We start from the raw sequence: 17792 nt of genomic DNA, 5'->3' as shown, positions 1-17792 counted from the left end.
AATATTTTGGATATGAATAAACTAAAATGGGTTGTGTTATTCTCAATGTTAACAAACCTAACGGTGGCGCAACATCGGGCATTTGAAGTGGATGAAGATGTGCGGATAGCGATGCGCGATGGCATTGTGCTCCGCGGTCATCTGTCGCGTCCGAAAGTTGATAGGCGTGTGCCGGTGATACTCAGGATCAATTCGTATGCTCGGGAAAAAGATTTAAGCGCAAATAGATATGTATTTCAACTGGCGGCTAATTTGGGATATGCGTATGCCGAAATCAACATAAGGGGCACTGGCAAATCGGAAGGTGAAAGACATCCATTTGAGCACGATGTAACTGACGGCTACGATATCATTGACTGGCTGAGTAAACAATCGTGGTGTGATGGCGCTGTTGTGATGGGGGGTGGATCTTACTTGGGGTACACGCAATGGGCGGCGCTGAAGAATCCTCATCCGGCGTTAAAGACGATTGTTCCAATGGTTGCTGCAGCGCCAGGAAAAGATATGCCGTCGCTCAACGGAATGATGCCCAATTATATGATGCGTTGGATGTCGACTTTTGATTCTCCCTATGCCAATGATGCTTCGTTCGATGATACGGAGCGCTGGCGGAAAATATACAACACCATTTATTGTGCAGGCTTGCCAACGACGAGTATAGATTCGTTGCATGGTCGTCGCAGTGAAGTGTTCCAGCAATGGTTGCAACACCCCGCATTCGATGAATTTTGGTCATCGAAGTTGCCGTCATCTGCTGCAGAGTATAGGAACATTAACATTCCCATTCTTTCCATTACAGGCTTCTTTGATTCCAATCAACGTGGCGCACTGTATTATTATAACATGCATACCAAAAGTAATCCGCAGCATAATCACTATTTGTTGATAGGTCCTTATGATCATGCAACGGGCCAAAATCAGAAGCACTTATCACGACACCATTATTACAGGTTTGACACGACGGCATACGTCAACAAGGTTGCGCTGGCGGCAAAGTGGTATAATCATGTGTTAAAAAATGAAAAGCTGCCCGAGCAAATCAAGGACAAAGTAAATGTATTTGTGATCGGCGATGGTTGGCGATATGCAAAATCATTGGGGGATTTGGCCGCTGATACAATTCGCTTTCATTTGGGAGAAGGTGTTCTTTCAAAACAAGTGCAGCGCAAGTCGAAAAGTGCACTGCCTTTTGATTCACGTGTAATCAACGATACCCTTACGTCGCGCCTTACGTACAGAACGGCAGCTCCATTTAACCATACCGACGAGTTTTCTACGGTGGTTGACGGAAACGAAAATTATCTTAATCAAACACCCATCCTTGTTTTTGATTCGCCAAAATTTGATCGAGCGTTTGATCTGATCGGTTCTCCTGTTGGTGTCATGAATATGAGTGTGAAGGGTATCAAGGATGCTGATGTAGAGGTTCGTTATTATGAAGTGACCACGGAAGGGAAAAGTTATGAGCTTTCGGTTGTAGCGCAGCGCTTGAGTTTAATCGACGACAAACGAAGTGTATTGTTGGATGAGGGTCGCGTACGTGAATTCCATTTCGATAATGCGTACTTCATGGCGAAGCGCATTGCGAAGGGATCGTTTGTTCGCGTGACTGTGCGCATTATTAATGAGGCTGGATTTCAGAAGAATTATGGCTCCGGAAAAAATGTGTCCACTGAAAGTATCAAGGATGCAAAGCAGGGAGCGCTCAATATTCATTTTGGGCGTAAAGGTGGCTCATCGATTTTATTGCCAGGAAAGTTTAAAGAATAGGCACAAAAGTGCTATTGAGCTAATACCTGATCAGCTTGTTCTTTGTAATAAAAAATATGAATCGATTCGTTAAAGTAAATTTTCATCTCTTTTGTGCGTTGTCTTTCTTCAGCTGTGGCACGGCCATGATGGACTACTTTCTTGTCTATCCGTCGCGAATGATTGTTGGTGAGGATGAGTTCATCCAATATCATGCCTTGCTGGAAGCGGCGATTTTGCCTGTAAGCGTATTGCCGTTTTTTCTAATCACAATCCAGAATGCTTTGCTGTTCTGGAAGCGTCCGAAATCTGTAACATTGACGATCGTTGCGGTATCAATGACTTGTCTTTTACTCGATTGGGCTTCGTCGATCTTTGTGCAGATTCCGATGAACCTGGAATTGAACAATGGCAAAGATGTGGTGCTGATCGAAAAAGTAATGACGACAAATTGGGGACGTATTGTATTGGAAATTACTCAGGCTGTACTTGTGCTTGTCATGATGATAAAGGCTGGTAAGGACGAGTAATGAAAGGCATGGCGGTCTCATAGAACAGTAGGAACGGGCCGTCATAGGATGATTGAGTGTGCCGTGGTGTAGGTTTACGCCACGGCTTTTTTTGTTACTCCGCGATACTGGTGATTGATATCGTTACGATGTTGCCAAGGATTGGACTCGGATCACCAAGCAAGTAATCAAGACGGTTAATCTTGAAATTCGCGTTGAATCGTTGGCGGCCATTCAGGTAACTGACAGAGAACGGTATCGTGATCGGCTTCGTTGTGTTTTTGATGGTCAAATCAAATGTTCCTGTGAATCGGTGTTTCGAAACACGTTTTAATGTTTTAGAAACGAGTCGTATTTCAGGATATAACGCAGTGTGCAGATAGTCATCACGTTGTAAATGTCGATCGCGAATGTCAATACCTGTGTTGATAGATGATGCAAACGCGATGCCCTCGATGGTTGCGTTCGAAAGATGCTCTGGATCAAACGCAATATTCACAATAACCGAGTCAATACTTCCGGTCACTGTCAAACCGGCGTTGTTAATACTGAATTGTACACGCGTTTCTTTCGTTGGTGTTTTGATGGTTGCACTTAGTAAACAGAGGGCACAATAGAATGAAAAGGAAATGCTGGCAATCATAAACTTTTAAGAAAGGCGATCAGCGCTGTTTTATCTTCCTCACTGAGCGAAAGTCCGAAGGGATGTCCTTTGACAGGTCTAACCTGGCGATTTAATCGTACAGGATTGAATACATCTTCCAACGTAGACAGCTCGCCGTGGTGAAAGAATGCATCGTGCATCCAAATGTTCCGGAGCGATGGAATCTTGTAGTAGCCCGTACCACGACGCGTATATAATGTGCTCGTTGAATCGGTGCCGACCGATACATTGAAGATGTCGTATTTCTTGAAATGATTTACGGGCGGCTCGAATCCATTTGCCGGTGTCAGTTTATTGTTGGTATACAATGGCGGCGTATGGCAGGTGACGCATCCTTCTCGCTTGAATATTGATGCTCCCTTTTTCAGTACAGCTTTGGAACTTCGTTCGGGGTTACGCGGGGCCTTCAGTGAATAGATGTATTGCGTTAATGCAAAAAGCTGCGCATCATTGTATCGTTTGGCTGCATACCCGAAAGGATGTTTCCATTCCGCAGACCCTGGACGTTTTGTATGGCCATCAATACCTGCAGGAACAAATCCGTTGTAAGACGTGAGCATGTCAGCACCTTGATTTAGTGCAGCATAGCGCATCAGATCTGCTGGACCGTTGTTGATCATTTGTCCTGTGTGATCAAGGTACTTTAAGTCTTTCACACCGAAGAGCGATGGTATTTTTAAGGCGCGTTCGAATGATCCTCCTTGCCGATGTGCGACACCGTTTGATGCCAGCTCCAATGCGTCAGCGAATTCATCAGATGTTGCGGGTGTCATTTGGTGCGTTGATGGTGCCCAAGGGGTGAAGTATAGCTTTTGCGTTCCGTCGACGATAGATGCAAATGGAACACGACCACTTCTCACAGCTTGCGCAAACCGACTGTTATTGAAAATATTTCCTTGCGCCCCCTGGATTACTTTTCCATCGGGCATCACGCGCGTGTGACACGAAGCGCATGAGAGCGACCCTTTTAGTAGTGTTCCGTTCTCAAGGATAACATAACGGTTGAAGGGATAGCGACCATCATCCGTGATTTTTCTTGTTTGTCCTTTGAAGTCTTGAGCGGTGAGCGATGATATCGAATCCTTGACAACGGTGTACGCTACAGGCCAGTTGAAAACCATTTCACCGGCGCGTATCCAGTCGGCTTGCGTCTTAAATTGAGTTTCATCGAACGCTATTTCTGGTTTGAGGTTTCTTAGTGAATCAAGGTATCCTTTTCGTTCATATTCACGCAGGTATACAGGAAAAGTCTTATAGATCACATGCGTGGGGATTGAATCGTAATAAGACTCAGGCGCGTAATCGACGAATGCTGTGGTGTCGGGTGGCGGAAGGGAATGGGCTTTAAGTGCGTCGACATCCCACGTTTTGGGAATCGTAAATAAATTGGCTGTGAAAGAAAAGAAGATACAGATGATAATGATGCCGCAAAACATAGGCAACACATGGTGAAATTTCTTCATGGCTAGCGTGTTTTTCTTCCAAAGATTGGAGAGATGTGACCCGTTTGCTATAGCCCCAAAGAATCAAATAACGTGTTAGATCAAGTTTCTGTCTCTCGCTAAACGCAATAACTCAATTGAGTTCTTTACTTGCGTTTTCTTGAAGAGTCGTTGCTTGTGGTTTTTGATCGTGAAGATACTGAGCGACAACTGAGCCGAGATTTCCGCGTTGCTATAGCCCTTGTCGATAAGTTTGATGATCTCGACTTCCCGTGCGGAGAGCGTGTTGGTCTGAGACCGTTGTAGATAGCTTTTTACTTTCGTCTTCTTATTGTTTACGATCCTGTAGATTTCAAGGGCGACGGTGAGCTTATCTGTTGTTTTAGTGTATGTACAAAAGTGTGCGAAGTTACCGGTCTTCGTTTTCAATACTACTTTTTCATCTTCAATGGTGTGATATTCGCCATCGCCACCTTTCATACGATAAACGAGTGTAAACCGAATCTGCGTAGGGTCGTCGACATCAACGGTATGGCTATTGATCAATGCGTAGATGTTAGACAAACTGGCGACGTCATCGGGATGAATTAAAGCCAGGTATTCTTCCATGGTAAAGAACTTCATCCGTTTTGCAGGTACGCCCCAAAAGTCTTTGCAGTTTTCACTCACATAGAACGCGCCTTGGTGATGTTTTCGGCAAATTTGCACAACCTTATCTGGATAGAATTGCTCGAGCATCTGCGTGTATTCCATAATCATGTTCAGGTCTGTTTCAACATGAAAGAACTCTTTGGCGTCGGCCTGTTGGCTTGCAATATTGCTCATTGTAGTTGGCGTGTTTATGCTGTAAAAATACGGAAATAGGAGCGGTTAGGTTTGTAGAATGCGTAGTACTAAAGTACTAATCTCGTATAGTACTGGCCACGCAGCGCGTCATAAAAAAAGTGTCATGTATGCTTTGCCAGCCTATGTTTAAATATTAGTACTAAATAGCCCTGTTGTATCCCATCACAACCGACCTTCTTTGCAGTAAAAAGTTTATGAAAAAGGACAAACTTATTTATTGGGCCACGACGATTGTTATAGGATGCTCGTTGCTGTATAGCGCGTTATTGTACTTAACAAACGACGAGATGAAGCAGGGATTTGTACACCTTGGTTTTCCGAACTATTTCAGAATAGAGTTGGCCATTTGTCAAATGATTGCATGCTGGTTGCTCATCATGCCCAGCGACAACATCTACCTTAAGATAACAGTTTATGCTGGATTGTTTTTTACGTTTGGGTCTGCCGCCATTGCTCATGCATGTGTCGGCGACTCCATCAGTACAGTGCTGATGCCGCTATTTTATGTCGTACTCCTATTGATTTCATTGACGTTTTATGCAAAGCTTCGGATCTTACCAACAGAGCAGTGATCTGGTAGAGTCCTCTACGCTTATCTATAGATACTTTTTTAGTTGAATCTTCCGCGAAATCTTACATGCTGGTGGTTTGGCGGAGTGGATTCGTTTTGAAATTCCATTTTTGTTGAAGGTGACACTTATATTTACAGGAGTTTACGATCCCCTATACAAAAAACTGTTATCCAATATGAAACGGCTACTGATGATTCCTGTCACGTTGTGCCTCACGCTTTTCGCGCATGCTCTGAGCGCACAAGAAATTTGCAACAATAGTATTGATGATGATGGCGACGGTTTTATCGACTGTTACGATAAAGACTGTAGTCAGAATACTGTCTGCGATGGATTTTTTATTGGTAGCGATGCATGTAGTGAATCACCTATACAGTTTCCTCCCCTGGAATTAAAATTGAAGTACAAGTCTGCACCCGGTGGAGCGAATCATGTGAGTCGTATCGTTGCGGGCGATATTAATTCCGATGGTGTTAACGACTTGGTCGCGACATACACTAATCAAGATGGCACCCTTAGTTAAGATCAATGCTTTTAACGCGCCACAATCTGGAAGCGATCTCGTGTTAAATAAATCGATTAATGCGTTGTCTGCGCTTGGCTTTGCTTCCTATGAAGACATCGCTATTGCAGATATCAATGGTGATGGTTGTGCTGAAATTTTTATAGTGGCTACAAAAACAGAGGGAACCCAATATACCGCCCATGCATTTGACTGTGAAGGTAATTCAATATGGGCAACACCAATTACTTTCGTGAGTAACCCTGGCTTAATGGGCCTTGCAGATTTTGATCGTGATGGAATAGTTGAACTGTATTGGAGAACGCGAATTTATGATGCGCAAACGGGGGCGGTATTAGGTGAGAATAATATTGACAACGACAACACAGGCATACACGCGGGCGTAAATGGTTGGGGAATGAATAGCAACGCCCCGGTTGCCGTTGATATTATACCGCTCAATAATAACTTGGAACTTGTGGCAGGTTGTCGGATATACACCGTTTCGATTAATCGCGCTTCGAAGTCTGCAACGCTAACGTTGGTCAAGCAAGACCCTAGGTATGCTACGCGCACGGCGCGGACCACCGGTAGCGGAACGAGTGTGGCCGATTTTAATCAAGATGGTCATCTTGATGTACTGGCCGTTGGATCATTGGGTGCCTATAATGCAAACACAACTATTTTCTTTTGGGATGTACACAACAACGTAGTCAAAACATTTAGTGATCCTATAGGCACTGGCGATTACAAAAACGGCTGGAAGAATGGCGCCGGTCGAATCAATATTGCTGATATCGATGGTGACACGTTGATGAACGCTGTTTACGTATCCGGTAAATACTTGTATGCGTTAAAAGAAGCTAACGGAAATTTGGAGTTACTGTGGCGAGAGAATGTGGTTGAAGAAACCTCAGGATACACTGGGTGCACAACGTTCGATCTCAACGGTGATAACCACGCAGAAGTTATTTACCGTGATGAGGATTACTTTTATATTTTTAATACGACCGACATCGGTGTGGTGAAGAGTCCGCCTGTTCGTTGTCCATCGCGAACGCATTACGAATACCCTGTTGTCGTTGATGTTGATGGGGATGGCGCAGCAGAAATTTGCGTAACCTGTAGTGCTGATGAATCCACGTTAGGAAAAAATCAACAGATGTTTGCGGCTGGTGAAATTCGCGTTTATGAATCCGCCAATATTCCCTGGATGCCTGCACGCAAAGTTTGGAACCAACATGGATATATGGTTACCAATGTCAATGATGATTTAACAATCCCACGTGTACAACAACTTCATCATTTGCCGTATGCAGAAAATGCCGAATGCCGTCAGGGTGGATTGAGCAGGCCTTTCAATGGGTTCTTAAATCAAACAACGTTCTTGTCTTCATCAGGTTGCCCAATTTATCCTGTAGCCAATCTAACGCCGGTGTCGTTCGATGCGGAAAATGTTATTGACTACACGCCGTTTGTATGTACAGACAATGTGGTGGAGGTAAGTTTTAAGTACAAGAATATTGGAAGCGTTGTAGTGAATACGCCAATCAACATTACCTTTTACAATGGCGATCCACGACTAACATCACCTGCTGCGACACGTCTCGCGACAAAAGAGTTTTCAGATCTTCAAATTAATCCGGGAGATACGGCTACGTTCACTGCACAACTTGATTACCTCAGTGGTACAATAGATTTATATATTGTCATTAACGATGCGGGTACTACAGCGCCATTGGATATAATCCAACAGTTAAGTCGAATAACGGAATGTGACTACAATGATAATATCATGAACGCAGCCCTCGTGCCACAAGCTGTTCCATTGGTTTTTGACTTCACCAATAATCTCAAATGCATTATTGCGCCAGGTGTTCCGACCACTGCGAATACTGGGGCGATAGAGGCAATGGTATTAGTAGATGGTTCGCCTGACTTAACCAATTTTACTTTCTATTGGTCGAATGGCCCAACGCCTAAACCGCTTGCCGAAATTGATTACACTGGGGCTAACTACACGGCCTTGCCTGCGGGTGTTTACACCGTGTACGCACTTCATAAAACACGCGAATGTAGTTCCGATTCAGTTGCGATAGCCTTACCTGAAACAGAGTCGGAAGTCGACGCGGAAATGATTATCGATCAAATCATCGACGACGAAAATCCAACGGGACAACTTTCCGTTATTGTTAATGATGCAGATCATGATGGCGTAGGGGATCCGCATAACAACTTTACCTATGCGTGGTACAATGGCGAAGAAGTGCTTGTCGGTGATATTATCGGGACGAGTCATACGTTATCGGAACTTGGTGAGGGAACTTATTCCGTACTGGTACAAGACAAGACTACCAATTGTTACGACACGGCCTATGCGACATTGAAACATGAAATTGTTTTGAGTGCGGATGAAGAATTGAATGCATCGCCAGTGTCGATGTATCCGAATCCTGGAACAGATGGTGTAACGATCTCGATCGAGAATGCTTATACCGGCGACGTACAGCTGCAAATTCAATCAGTTCTTGGAAACGAAGTGTATCAAACGTTAAATAGCCATAAGAATACAAGAACACTTGCCGTACCGGTCGATACGCATAAACTTAAATCGGGCGTGTATTTGATCAAGGTGGCTCTCGGAAAAACAAGTACGGTTTACGAGAAATGGATCAAACTTTAGAAGCAAACCGTAAATCAAATGATATGAACGTGAGCGTATTTAATATGCTCACGTTTTTTTTTATGTGATCGCGAATGGGTTATCGTAGCTGTTTAATAATTTCTGTCGATACCCAATAGATATCGCCGCGACTCGCATACATAAGATATTTTCCGTCTGGCGTTACATACGGACAGAAGTCGTCGGTTTCTGTATTGATCGAATCTCCTAAGCTCTTCGCATTACCCCATGTGCCATCTTCTTGTCGGAAAGAAACATAAAGATCTCCAACGCCAAGACCTCCCGGGCGGTTAGCAGCGAATACGATATAAGACTCGTCCGGTGATACGAAAACATCTGCTTCGTAGGAAGATGTGTTCACACCAGGTCCAAGCTTTGTGGCGGTCTCAAATTTTCCATTCTTAATGTCCGCTGAATAGATGTCGTAGTTGTCTTGTTCACGGTTAGAACCGAAATACATTTTTCCCGCGCGTGTAAAGGAAATGTAATACTCGTTTTGTGGAGAATTGATGTTTGGTCCTGCGTTTTTGGGTTCAGACCATTTTCCGCCGTCGCGTTCGATATACCAGATATCGTAATCCTTCTTAGGGCCTGTACCGGTCAGCGTTCTGTTCGAAATGAAAAATAACTTTTTACCATCAGGGGTTAGCATCGGATCATTGAAGCTATAGGTTTCGTGCGTGAGAACCTTGCTGGGTGTGCTCCATTCGCCAGCGGCAAATTCCATCACCCACGTCTCCGCTTTGCCATCGATTTCCGTACTGTAGTAAAATTCATGTTGATCGTCGGAGAAAACAGCGCCGAATTCAAAAATCTCTGGGGTTGATATTTTGCGTGGTGCAAAAATAGCCGGTGTCGTACCGGGTGTTGTTTCATTAAAGTATTTTTGATCTGGGCGCTGTGAACAGGCTTGTGTCATGCTCATCAATAGTATTGCGGCGAAGGTGCTTTTTGTGTGTGTCATTATTTATTTTAACGGATAAATGAAATATAAAGCATTGCGGATGAGATTCATAATTGCTTGTTTACTCATAATGAGTTGTGCCTGCTCTCAAACAAGTACAACCGAGGATGAAAAGCTAGTAATAGATCCCTCGATCTCGGTAGGCATCTGCTTTTTGCCAGATCGCGACTTAAGGTTAGGCGACAAACTGCGTACTGTTCTATCAAAGCGGAAGTCGGATGTTAATTTTTATGTCGTTGAAGAATTTCCTTATATCAGTGCGCACGACGATCCTAAAGGAGACAGGGTTTACAGAAGTTTCTTCCAACTGCAAGGAAGGCGCGTTGACGAGGAGTTGAATTTCACAGACAGTATTCTAGTGTCATATAGCGCGGCGTATGTCACCAAAAACAAAACGAAGGTATTGCGCAAATTAGCCTGCGACCTTCCTTCGATGCCGTCAGTGTTTTCACGCGACACGTCGATAAGCTTTCAACACAAAAATTATGGAAATGAAGTTGTATTCGAGCAGCATGGAGAAACGACACGCGTAACGATCGTGTATTTCTTGAATACGGACTGATCGAAGTCTCACGCATTTCCGCCGCGAGTCGTTGGTCTCTATTCGCTTGCAAAAAATCTTCGGCGTAAGTTTGTTGGTTTTTGATCACCCCATCTAAACGCACGGCACCAACAGGTGAGCTCGCTTAGCGGTTAATTTTTTCAGTATTACTGGTGTTGGGGAATTTTTCGCTTTGCAAATTACCAGCGTGTCTAATCGCTAATTGATCCTTTTAAAGTGCGTAAAAAGGGGTGGCGTGTTGAAAAAAAACAAATTTTAATAGACCGTGCGCGCGGTGGCCCAACTTAAACGCGGGGGAGCCCCGGCATGTACGATGGGCAGCATGTTTAAGTTTCCCTTTTTCTTTTTGTTACTTTTCTATTTGGGGACGCAAAAAGAAAAGTAAGAAGAGGATGATGCCTGAATTGATTTGCCGGACTGAGTAAAAAACAACATCAAGTTGATAACAAAGAGCGGTCTGGCTGTGGGGTCGAGATGAAACAACTCTTTGCGGACACTGATACTTCAATATTTGTCACCAATTCCCTTTTGCAAAAGAACACGGACACGGAATAACCAATGGTGCAGCTGAGTTTCCGCCAATTTTTTTTCTTGGCCGCTCCCTGTTAAACGCTGTCAAAAACCGCCTTTTTAGACTGATTAATAACTTTTTATTCTCATTAACCCTGTTCTAACCCTCGATTTAACCAAATGGCGTTAACGTTTGCAGTCGAATTTGCAATCGATAGTTGTGAGGTCGGACCGACAAGTTCAACATCGCAACACGACTTAAACATGTCAAACCCAAAAACCATAAAACCAATGTTTAAAATTCTACGAATGCTCTCGTTCATCGTTTTGCTAGGCACCTTCTTGGTGTCTCTTAATTCGTGCGATAAAGATGACGATCCCTCCAATAGCAACTTCGGTACTGTGAGTGGTACCGTCACGGACGACTCAGGCGAACCGATTGCCGATGTAAAAGTCACCGTTTCGGGCGTGAATGAAGAAGATGTTGTCGTAATGACTGGCGCAGACGGAAAATACTCCGTCGGCAATGTTTCCGTGAAGTTGCACGCCATTACGTTTTCCAAAACTGGCTGGTTAACCGTAAGCAAATCAGTGTCGGCCACAGATTTCGACGCGAATAAGTCGACGACAGTAGACGTCACGTTGCAAAACGCTTCTGCAAAAATCGTCGGTACTATTTCAGATGCCAAGGCTGCGGGGGCTCCGCTTTCGGGCGTAACGGTCACCATTGGTGCTGCAGGTACAGTAACCACAACGGCCGAAGGTACTTTTGCGATCGAGAATCTAGTGCCGGACGCATACACCGTAACGTTTACGAAAGATAATTATGTCACGATTACAAAAAATGTAACGAAAGCAGACTTCGTTGACGGCGTTGTGACCATCAACTTAACCATGGGTGGACAAGAACTGCTACGTGGCCTTACAGCCGATGATCTCGCACGTGCAGAGAAGTGGTACTACAACGAATATCGTGGAGGTCGTAATGCAGATGCCTATCCACACTGGGATTGGGCATGTAACTACATGTCGACGCTTGATTTCCGCGGCGCGTGGGAAGAACAGAATGAAGGTACAACACTTCAGATTCGTAACAGCACAGGCGATCGTAGTAACCCTGCCGACTTGAATGTATTCGACTCTTTCGTATTCGGAAGTAAGCGCATTACACAAGACAACAAAATCATGTCGTTGAGAATTCGTACACACAGTGCTGACGCTGGAAGCCCAGTGCATTTCGGTGTACAAGTCGTTGACCTTTCTGCGGCGCAACCAGCAGCTGTGAAAATCGGCGACAACAAAACTTTTGCATCAGAAAATTATACTGATTTTGAATTCGATCTGAGTAACTACGTCGGCAAAGAGGTTGTTATTGCGATCGGTACATATCGCCAAGCAACTGGCGACTATTGGAAGCAACTCGTTCTCCGTGCCATTCGCTTCGCGGATAAAAAAGTTGAAAACTGGGATTGGCTTCCTGGTAACGAAGTGGTTACAGGATGGAAATTGACGCATGAAACAGCGCGCTCTACGATGCCGCACACTAAAAAATCTTTCACCGGTCTTAGCCCGCAATCAGGAGATCGTGGCAACTATGTGGGAGCCTATCGCAAATGGCGTGACGTTGCGCACATCGCGGCGGAGTGGTCTTTTGTTCCATTGAAAAAAGACCCGGAAGTATTCCCTTCGGAAGGATACTTGATCAAAACACGTAACACACCAGATGTGAGCACCACGGTGCCAGAAGCATATCTCTATTCGAAATTCTCAATCGCTGCAGGCAGTAACAAACTCACGTTAAGCACGCGCACATTCGGTGGTAACTATACATTCTTCAAGCTCACGGCGATAGACAATGACGGTAATGTTATACACGTGGCGCCGCAGTCGAATACCGCACAAGATGCGAGTGCTGCCGACGATGGATGCTGGAAGTTTAAGCATGACGCTGGCGGCGCAGGAACACCTGAGCAATACGCGAAATTTGTCTATGACTTATCACAGTTTGATGGTAAAGATGTGACAATTGCGATCGGTGTATACAACGGAGCGGCAAGCTCTGGTGAAAATAAATTGGTATTCCATCGTATTGATTTGAACTAAACGAATGAATTATACAATGATCTTATTTCGAACAACCATTACAACCTGCATTCTCATTTTGATGACCATCATTGCAGCATGCAGTGATTCATCTGAAAATGGTCCTGTTGATCCTCCTGGGGAAGTCAACGTTGCAGATCAAAATCTTCGCCGTGCTATCGCGCTTACCGATAACGCCATCGCGTCTTACTTCACAGGAGACGGGATGGCCATGGCCCGCTACTATAATCCTTACACGAACGTGCGGTCTGATGAAAAGGGAAGTGTGTGGATGTACACGAGTGCAATTGAAGCGGTCAATGCTATTCTTCATGCTCTTGAAGTGCAGAAAGAAGAAGGGAATGCTACACTTCACAATGAGCATTTCACAAGGTATACGCAACTACTCGATCGATTGATCGACAACGCCGACTTCTACAAAGGAACGTTCCAACTGGTGTCCTACACGCAAACGAAAGAATGGTCTGTGTATGGTGTTAACCGTGGTGGTGGAAAAGGTACTGCGCAGGTGGCAGGAATCGAGAATGTTTACGATGACCAGATGTGGCTTATTCGCGAACTACTCGAATCATACAAACTCACCGGCAAGCAAGCATATCTTGCGCGCGCTGAATATCTGACAGAATATGTTCTCGACGGATGGGATTGCACACGTGACGGCAGTGGCGCTGAACGCGGTGGTATTACATGGGGACCAGGCTATGTGACGAAGCACGCTTGTAGCAACGGACCGATGGTGAGCCCATTAGTATGGCTTCATGAATTGTACAAAGGTAAAAATGATGAAATAACACATCGCTATATTGATGCGGCTGATAAGCAAACACGACTCACCGAAGTGGTGAAGAAGAGCGACTACTACCTTAATTTTGCAAAGCGAATTTATGATTGGCAAAAGAGCCAGTTGTTACGCGCAGATGGTGTGTACGATGACATGAGAGGTGGTTGCTCACCGGGAAGTCCGCAAACGGAGAACGTTAACGGTACTGTTTATCGCAAAGGAATTTCTTGCCAGGACCGCGTGGGCCCAGCGATCACGTACAACACCGGCTCAATGCTTTCAGGTGGTGCTGATCTGTTGCGCGCAACGGGTGACGACATGTATGATGAAGACAATAAGAAATTGTCGGATGCAAGCTTTCAATACTTTGCCAAGCTCGGTCAGACAGAAGAAGGATATTATACATACGATATCAGTGGTTTTAGAAATTGGTTTAATGGTGTGTTGATGCGCGGCTATGTGGATGTGCATCCATCATATCAAAATGTGTCGGATTATATCAGTTCATTCCAAAAGAATCTGGATTACGGATATGATAACTTTTTATACAAAGGTTTTCTTCCGACAAATTTACTCGTGGGTTGGAATCGTGATAGAGGGAAGAATAACACCGAAGGCATGTTCATCTTTGCTTTCGCAGCAGAGTACGCCGTACTCGCACGATATGAACTTCAAAAATGATAAAGTCATTGAGTATGATGCAGAATACACATAAGCAATTATTAAACCTGATAAGATATTCCGTATTCGGAATGATTATACAGTGCTTTGTTTTTGCTCCCGCTTTGGTGTTTGGAGCAGTACAACAGCAGGAGATAACAGTAACCGGTAAAGTGACCACTTCAGAAGATGGCTCTGATCTACCGGGCGTAAGCGTCGTGATTAAAGGTACTAACCGCGGTACAACCACGGATGCAAATGGAAACTATTCACTCGCCGTATCGGATCCCAATGCGGTGTTGTTGTTTTCCTTTATTGGTTACACAACACAGGAAATTCCAGTCGCAGCGCAAACATCCATTAACGTTTCATTGGTTGCCGATTTTCAAGAACTCAGTGAAGTCGTAGTTGTTGCGTACGGTACGCAGCAGAAAGTAACGCTCACGGGTTCGGTTGCAGCCATCAAAGGCGATGAGATGATGAGAACGAAGAATGAGAACCCGCAGAACATGCTCACAGGTCGCGTTGCCGGTGTGCGTGTATGGCAAAAGAGTTCTGAGCCCGGTACATTCAACAACACGTTCGATATCCGCGGCATGGGTAGCCCTCTCGTTGTAATTGATGGCGTGCCGCGTACCATGGCCGATTTTCAACGCTTGAATCCTAGCGACATTGAAGACATCTCTGCATTGAAAGATGCAGCAGCAGCAATCTACGGTGTGCGCGCAGCGAATGGCGTGGTGCTTGTAACGACGAAGAAAGGTAAGGCAGGCAAAACAGAAATTGCGTACAATGGATCGTTTACATTTCAACGTCCCGCAGGATTGCCGAGCCTGGCTGATCCATATCAGACAATGACGCTTTACAACGAGCGCTCGATGAACAATATCAACGGCGGAAGTATCATCTACACAGAAGATGATTTCGAAGCTTTCCGTACGGGTGCACGCCGCTCAACGGATTGGAATAATTTACTCATCTCTGATTTTTCTCCTCAAACGCAGCACGATTTAAGCATCACAGGTGGTACGGAAAAAACACAGTACTACATCGCTGGAGGATATCTCTTCCAGGAAGGTATCTTCAAGTCTGGCGATTTGAATTATAACAAGTATAATTTAAGAACCAACATCACGACAGAGCTTGTAAAGGGGCTGAAGTTCAACGTTAACCTCAGCGGTGTCGCTGATCAGCGTAACACGCCGTACTCAAGTTCTGTGGATATCATCAGAAACTATTGGAGACAAGGCGTACTATTCCCAGCTTACGCAGATCCGGAAAACACGATGTTGAGCTACGAAGGCCTCGATCTTGAAGAGAATACTATCGCAAAGATGTCATCAGATATTTCTGGATATAGAAAGTTTAAGCAAAAATATTTTCAGTCATCGGCGGCATTAGACTTCGATTTCGAAACGTTAAATCCTGCGCTTGAAGGTTTGTCGGCGCGTGCGTTGATCAGCTACGACTATCGTCATGATGACAACACGATTTTTAGAAGAGAGTATTATCAATACGCTTTTAATCCGATCACGGAGGTCTATGAATCCAAGCTTTATAATTCAAGTTCACCCAATCAGCTGCGCCGCGAAATGTTCGATAGACAACAGTTGTTGGGGCAGTTTCTATTGAATTACAAACGCACTTTTAACGGTGTTCACAATGTGACGGCACTTTTGGGCGGTGAGACACAAAAAAAACAAGGCGATAACTATTATGCACAGCGTGATTTAGCTTTTGCAATAGATTATCTATTGGGTGGTGTTACCGAGAATCAAATGAGCGGGATGTTATCAAGCACAGATGATCTGTATACTATTTCCAACACAGCTGTGTTCGGAAGATTGAATTACACATTTGCAGATCGCTATATCGGAGAGTTTCAGTTTCGTTATGATGGGTCATCGAAATTTGTGAAGAATGATCAGTGGGGTTTCTTCCCTTCAGGATCGATAGGATGGAGAATTTCAGAAGAGCCTTTCTTTAAATCAGTTTCGGCGCTTTCGTTTGTAGATCAATTAAAATTCCGTGCTAGCTACGGTCAAACTGCAGATGATGATAAACTTGGATATGAATGGTATCCGGGATACATCTATCCAGCAGTGGGTACGAACGCCAGTCAAGGTTATTACAATCACTACGCGCCAGGTTATGTGTTGGGCGGACAGTTCGTCAATAGCGCTACGCTGATCGTTCCCAATGATCAGATCACGTGGTGGACGGCTTCTACTTTTAACGTCGGTGTTGACTTTGAAGGATGGAATGGCCTCTTCGGATTTTCGGTAGACTACTTTGAGCGTTATCGTGAAGGACTTCATGCGCGTCTCCAAGGCGGAATACCTACTGTTGTCGGCACAGAAGCACCACGCGAAAATCTCAATAGCGATCGTCAATTCGGTTTGGATCTCGAACTATCACATCGCAATAGAATCGGAGAACTTGCTTACCGTGTGAAAGCGATTGCTACCATCACGCGTAACAAATATTTGTATGCCGGTGAAAAAGGTCCATGGGGTAACTCTTACGACCGGTGGCGTAATGACAACTTGAGCTACCGCTATCAAGGTGTACAATTTGGTTATGAAGGTGCGGGGCGTTACGAGAACTGGGAAGATATCTGGTCTTATCCAATCTATAAAGACCGCGACGTTTTACCTGGTGATTACAAGTACGAAGATTGGAATGGTGACGGAGAGATCAGCGGTTTGGATGAACATCCATACGCATACGATCAAACACCATGGTTAAACTTTAGCTTGGGATATGATGCGACCTACAAGAATTTTGATTTGAATTTCTTGTTTCAAGGAACAGCGTTAGGATCAATGCAATATAAAGAACCATTGTACGCCATCTGGGGAACAAACGGTGGTGGTACATTGGAGCAGTATACCGACCGTTGGCATCCCGTAGATCCGACGGCCGATCCATACAACGTAAACACGGAATGGACTGGCGGCTACTATGGATTTACAGGAAGATATCCACGTGAGAATTCGGATTTCAATCGCGTAAGCACCGCTTACCTCCGTTTGAAGAGCATCGAGGTTGGCTACACACTTCCGAAGAAAATCAAAGCTTTGTCGGCCATGAACTTGCGTGTATTTGCCAATGCGTACAATGTGTTTACCATCACCGGTGTGAAGTTTGTAGATCCGGAACATCCAGACGATGATCTTGGAAGATTGTATCCGCTGAATAGGACATATACAGTCGGTGTTTCCGCAAGGTTTTAATGAAGACTA

Annotated in this window: 13 protein-coding genes; 9 read left to right on the top strand and 4 right to left on the bottom strand. The window is 44.6% G+C overall.

The genetic code is table 11. From position 1 onward, the window contains the following. Nucleotides 1–12: 12 nt before the first annotated feature. Nucleotides 13–1770 (top strand): CocE/NonD family hydrolase, encoded by a 1758-nt coding sequence (locus DQQ10_RS06470; RefSeq protein WP_112746007.1) that lies wholly within the window; start codon nt 13–15, stop codon nt 1768–1770. A 56-nt stretch (nt 1771–1826) separates the two neighbouring features. Further along, complete coding sequence (locus DQQ10_RS06465; protein ID WP_112746006.1) at nt 1827–2279, top strand: hypothetical protein; 453 nt, start codon at nt 1827–1829, stop codon at nt 2277–2279. 94 nt (nt 2280–2373) lie between these two features. Here DQQ10_RS06465 and DQQ10_RS06460 read toward each other — a convergent pair whose 3' ends face one another. The 3 genes from DQQ10_RS06460 to DQQ10_RS06450 all read right to left on the bottom strand — a co-directional run bounded on the left by DQQ10_RS06460 (nt 2374) and on the right by DQQ10_RS06450 (nt 5189). Beyond that, complete coding sequence (locus DQQ10_RS06460; RefSeq protein WP_112746005.1) at nt 2374–2901, bottom strand: YceI family protein; 528 nt, start codon at nt 2899–2901, stop codon at nt 2374–2376. Next, nucleotides 2898–4385 (bottom strand): hypothetical protein, encoded by a 1488-nt coding sequence (locus DQQ10_RS06455; protein WP_133259560.1) that lies wholly within the window; start codon nt 4383–4385, stop codon nt 2898–2900. The genes DQQ10_RS06460 and DQQ10_RS06455 overlap by 4 nt, the downstream gene beginning before the upstream one ends. 75 nt (nt 4386–4460) lie before the next feature. Further along, on the bottom strand, nt 4461–5189 hold the full coding sequence (locus DQQ10_RS06450) for a LuxR C-terminal-related transcriptional regulator (RefSeq protein WP_112746003.1): 729 nt from the start codon (nt 5187–5189) through the stop codon (nt 4461–4463). Between the two features lie 215 nt (nt 5190–5404). On the opposite strand from DQQ10_RS06450, the gene DQQ10_RS06445 reads away from it, so the two are divergent. The 3 genes from DQQ10_RS06445 to DQQ10_RS06435 all read left to right on the top strand — a co-directional run bounded on the left by DQQ10_RS06445 (nt 5405) and on the right by DQQ10_RS06435 (nt 8967). Then, on the top strand, nt 5405–5782 hold the full coding sequence (locus DQQ10_RS06445) for a DoxX family protein (protein ID WP_112746002.1): 378 nt from the start codon (nt 5405–5407) through the stop codon (nt 5780–5782). A gap of 175 nt (nt 5783–5957) precedes the next feature. Next, the gene (locus tag DQQ10_RS06440) at nt 5958–6305 is read left to right on the top strand and encodes a hypothetical protein (RefSeq protein ID WP_133259559.1); all 348 of its coding nucleotides are present in this window, start codon (nt 5958–5960) and stop codon (nt 6303–6305) included. Further along, nucleotides 6289–8967 (top strand): T9SS type A sorting domain-containing protein, encoded by a 2679-nt coding sequence (locus tag DQQ10_RS06435; protein ID WP_165823815.1) that lies wholly within the window; start codon nt 6289–6291, stop codon nt 8965–8967. Before DQQ10_RS06440 ends, DQQ10_RS06435 begins: the two co-directional genes overlap by 17 nt. A 79-nt stretch (nt 8968–9046) precedes the next feature. Here the strand turns inward: DQQ10_RS06435 and DQQ10_RS06430 are convergent, their stop codons facing one another. Next, nucleotides 9047–9931, bottom strand: a complete 885-nt coding sequence (locus DQQ10_RS06430) for a TolB-like translocation protein (RefSeq protein ID WP_245970309.1) — start codon at nt 9929–9931, stop codon at nt 9047–9049. A gap of 40 nt (nt 9932–9971) precedes the next feature. Between DQQ10_RS06430 and DQQ10_RS06425 the strand changes: the two genes are divergently transcribed. The 4 genes from DQQ10_RS06425 (at nt 9972) to DQQ10_RS06410 (ending at nt 17783) form a co-directional block, all read left to right on the top strand. Then, a complete protein-coding gene (locus tag DQQ10_RS06425; protein WP_133259558.1) occupies nt 9972–10493 on the top strand; it encodes a hypothetical protein in 522 nt (173 codons plus the stop codon). 801 nt (nt 10494–11294) lie between these two features. After that, nucleotides 11295–13106: a carboxypeptidase-like regulatory domain-containing protein gene (locus DQQ10_RS06420; protein ID WP_221409684.1), complete on the top strand. Its 1812-nt coding sequence runs from the start codon at nt 11295–11297 to the stop codon at nt 13104–13106. Nucleotides 13107–13110: 4 nt separating this feature from the next. Next, the gene (locus DQQ10_RS06415; protein ID WP_245970308.1) at nt 13111–14568 is read left to right on the top strand and encodes a glycoside hydrolase family 76 protein; all 1458 of its coding nucleotides are present in this window, start codon (nt 13111–13113) and stop codon (nt 14566–14568) included. 14 nt (nt 14569–14582) lie between these two features. Then, nucleotides 14583–17783 (top strand): SusC/RagA family TonB-linked outer membrane protein, encoded by a 3201-nt coding sequence (locus DQQ10_RS06410; protein WP_245970307.1) that lies wholly within the window; start codon nt 14583–14585, stop codon nt 17781–17783. Nucleotides 17784–17792: the final 9 nt, after the last annotated feature.

The sequence above is a fragment of the Pseudochryseolinea flava genome (assembly GCF_003286915.1).
GTDB classification, from domain to species: domain Bacteria; phylum Bacteroidota; class Bacteroidia; order Cytophagales; family Cyclobacteriaceae; genus Ohtaekwangia; species Ohtaekwangia flava.
The sequence above is the reverse complement of the archived record's forward strand: the minus strand, read 5'-3'. Positions and strand labels throughout refer to the sequence as shown.

Bases quoted from the DNA above. Each gene is read 5' to 3' on its own strand.
- DQQ10_RS06435 (WP_165823815.1), top strand. From the start codon at position 6,289: ATGGCACCCTTAGTTAAGATCAATGCTTTTAACGCGCCACAATCTGGA.
- DQQ10_RS06455 (WP_133259560.1), bottom strand. From the start codon at position 4,385: ATGAAGAAATTTCACCATGTGTTGCCTATGTTTTGCGGCATCATTATC.
- DQQ10_RS06440 (WP_133259559.1), top strand. From the start codon at position 5,958: ATGAAACGGCTACTGATGATTCCTGTCACGTTGTGCCTCACGCTTTTC.
- DQQ10_RS06410 (WP_245970307.1), top strand. From the start codon at position 14,583: ATGATGCAGAATACACATAAGCAATTATTAAACCTGATAAGATATTCC.
- DQQ10_RS06460 (WP_112746005.1), bottom strand. From the start codon at position 2,901: ATGATTGCCAGCATTTCCTTTTCATTCTATTGTGCCCTCTGTTTACTA.
- DQQ10_RS06470 (WP_112746007.1), top strand. From the start codon at position 13: ATGAATAAACTAAAATGGGTTGTGTTATTCTCAATGTTAACAAACCTA.
- DQQ10_RS06450 (WP_112746003.1), bottom strand. From the start codon at position 5,189: ATGAGCAATATTGCAAGCCAACAGGCCGACGCCAAAGAGTTCTTTCAT.
- DQQ10_RS06420 (WP_221409684.1), top strand. From the start codon at position 11,295: ATGTTTAAAATTCTACGAATGCTCTCGTTCATCGTTTTGCTAGGCACC.
- DQQ10_RS06430 (WP_245970309.1), bottom strand. From the start codon at position 9,931: ATGACACACACAAAAAGCACCTTCGCCGCAATACTATTGATGAGCATG.
- DQQ10_RS06445 (WP_112746002.1), top strand. From the start codon at position 5,405: ATGAAAAAGGACAAACTTATTTATTGGGCCACGACGATTGTTATAGGA.
- DQQ10_RS06425 (WP_133259558.1), top strand. From the start codon at position 9,972: ATGAGATTCATAATTGCTTGTTTACTCATAATGAGTTGTGCCTGCTCT.
- DQQ10_RS06465 (WP_112746006.1), top strand. From the start codon at position 1,827: ATGAATCGATTCGTTAAAGTAAATTTTCATCTCTTTTGTGCGTTGTCT.
- DQQ10_RS06415 (WP_245970308.1), top strand. From the start codon at position 13,111: ATGAATTATACAATGATCTTATTTCGAACAACCATTACAACCTGCATT.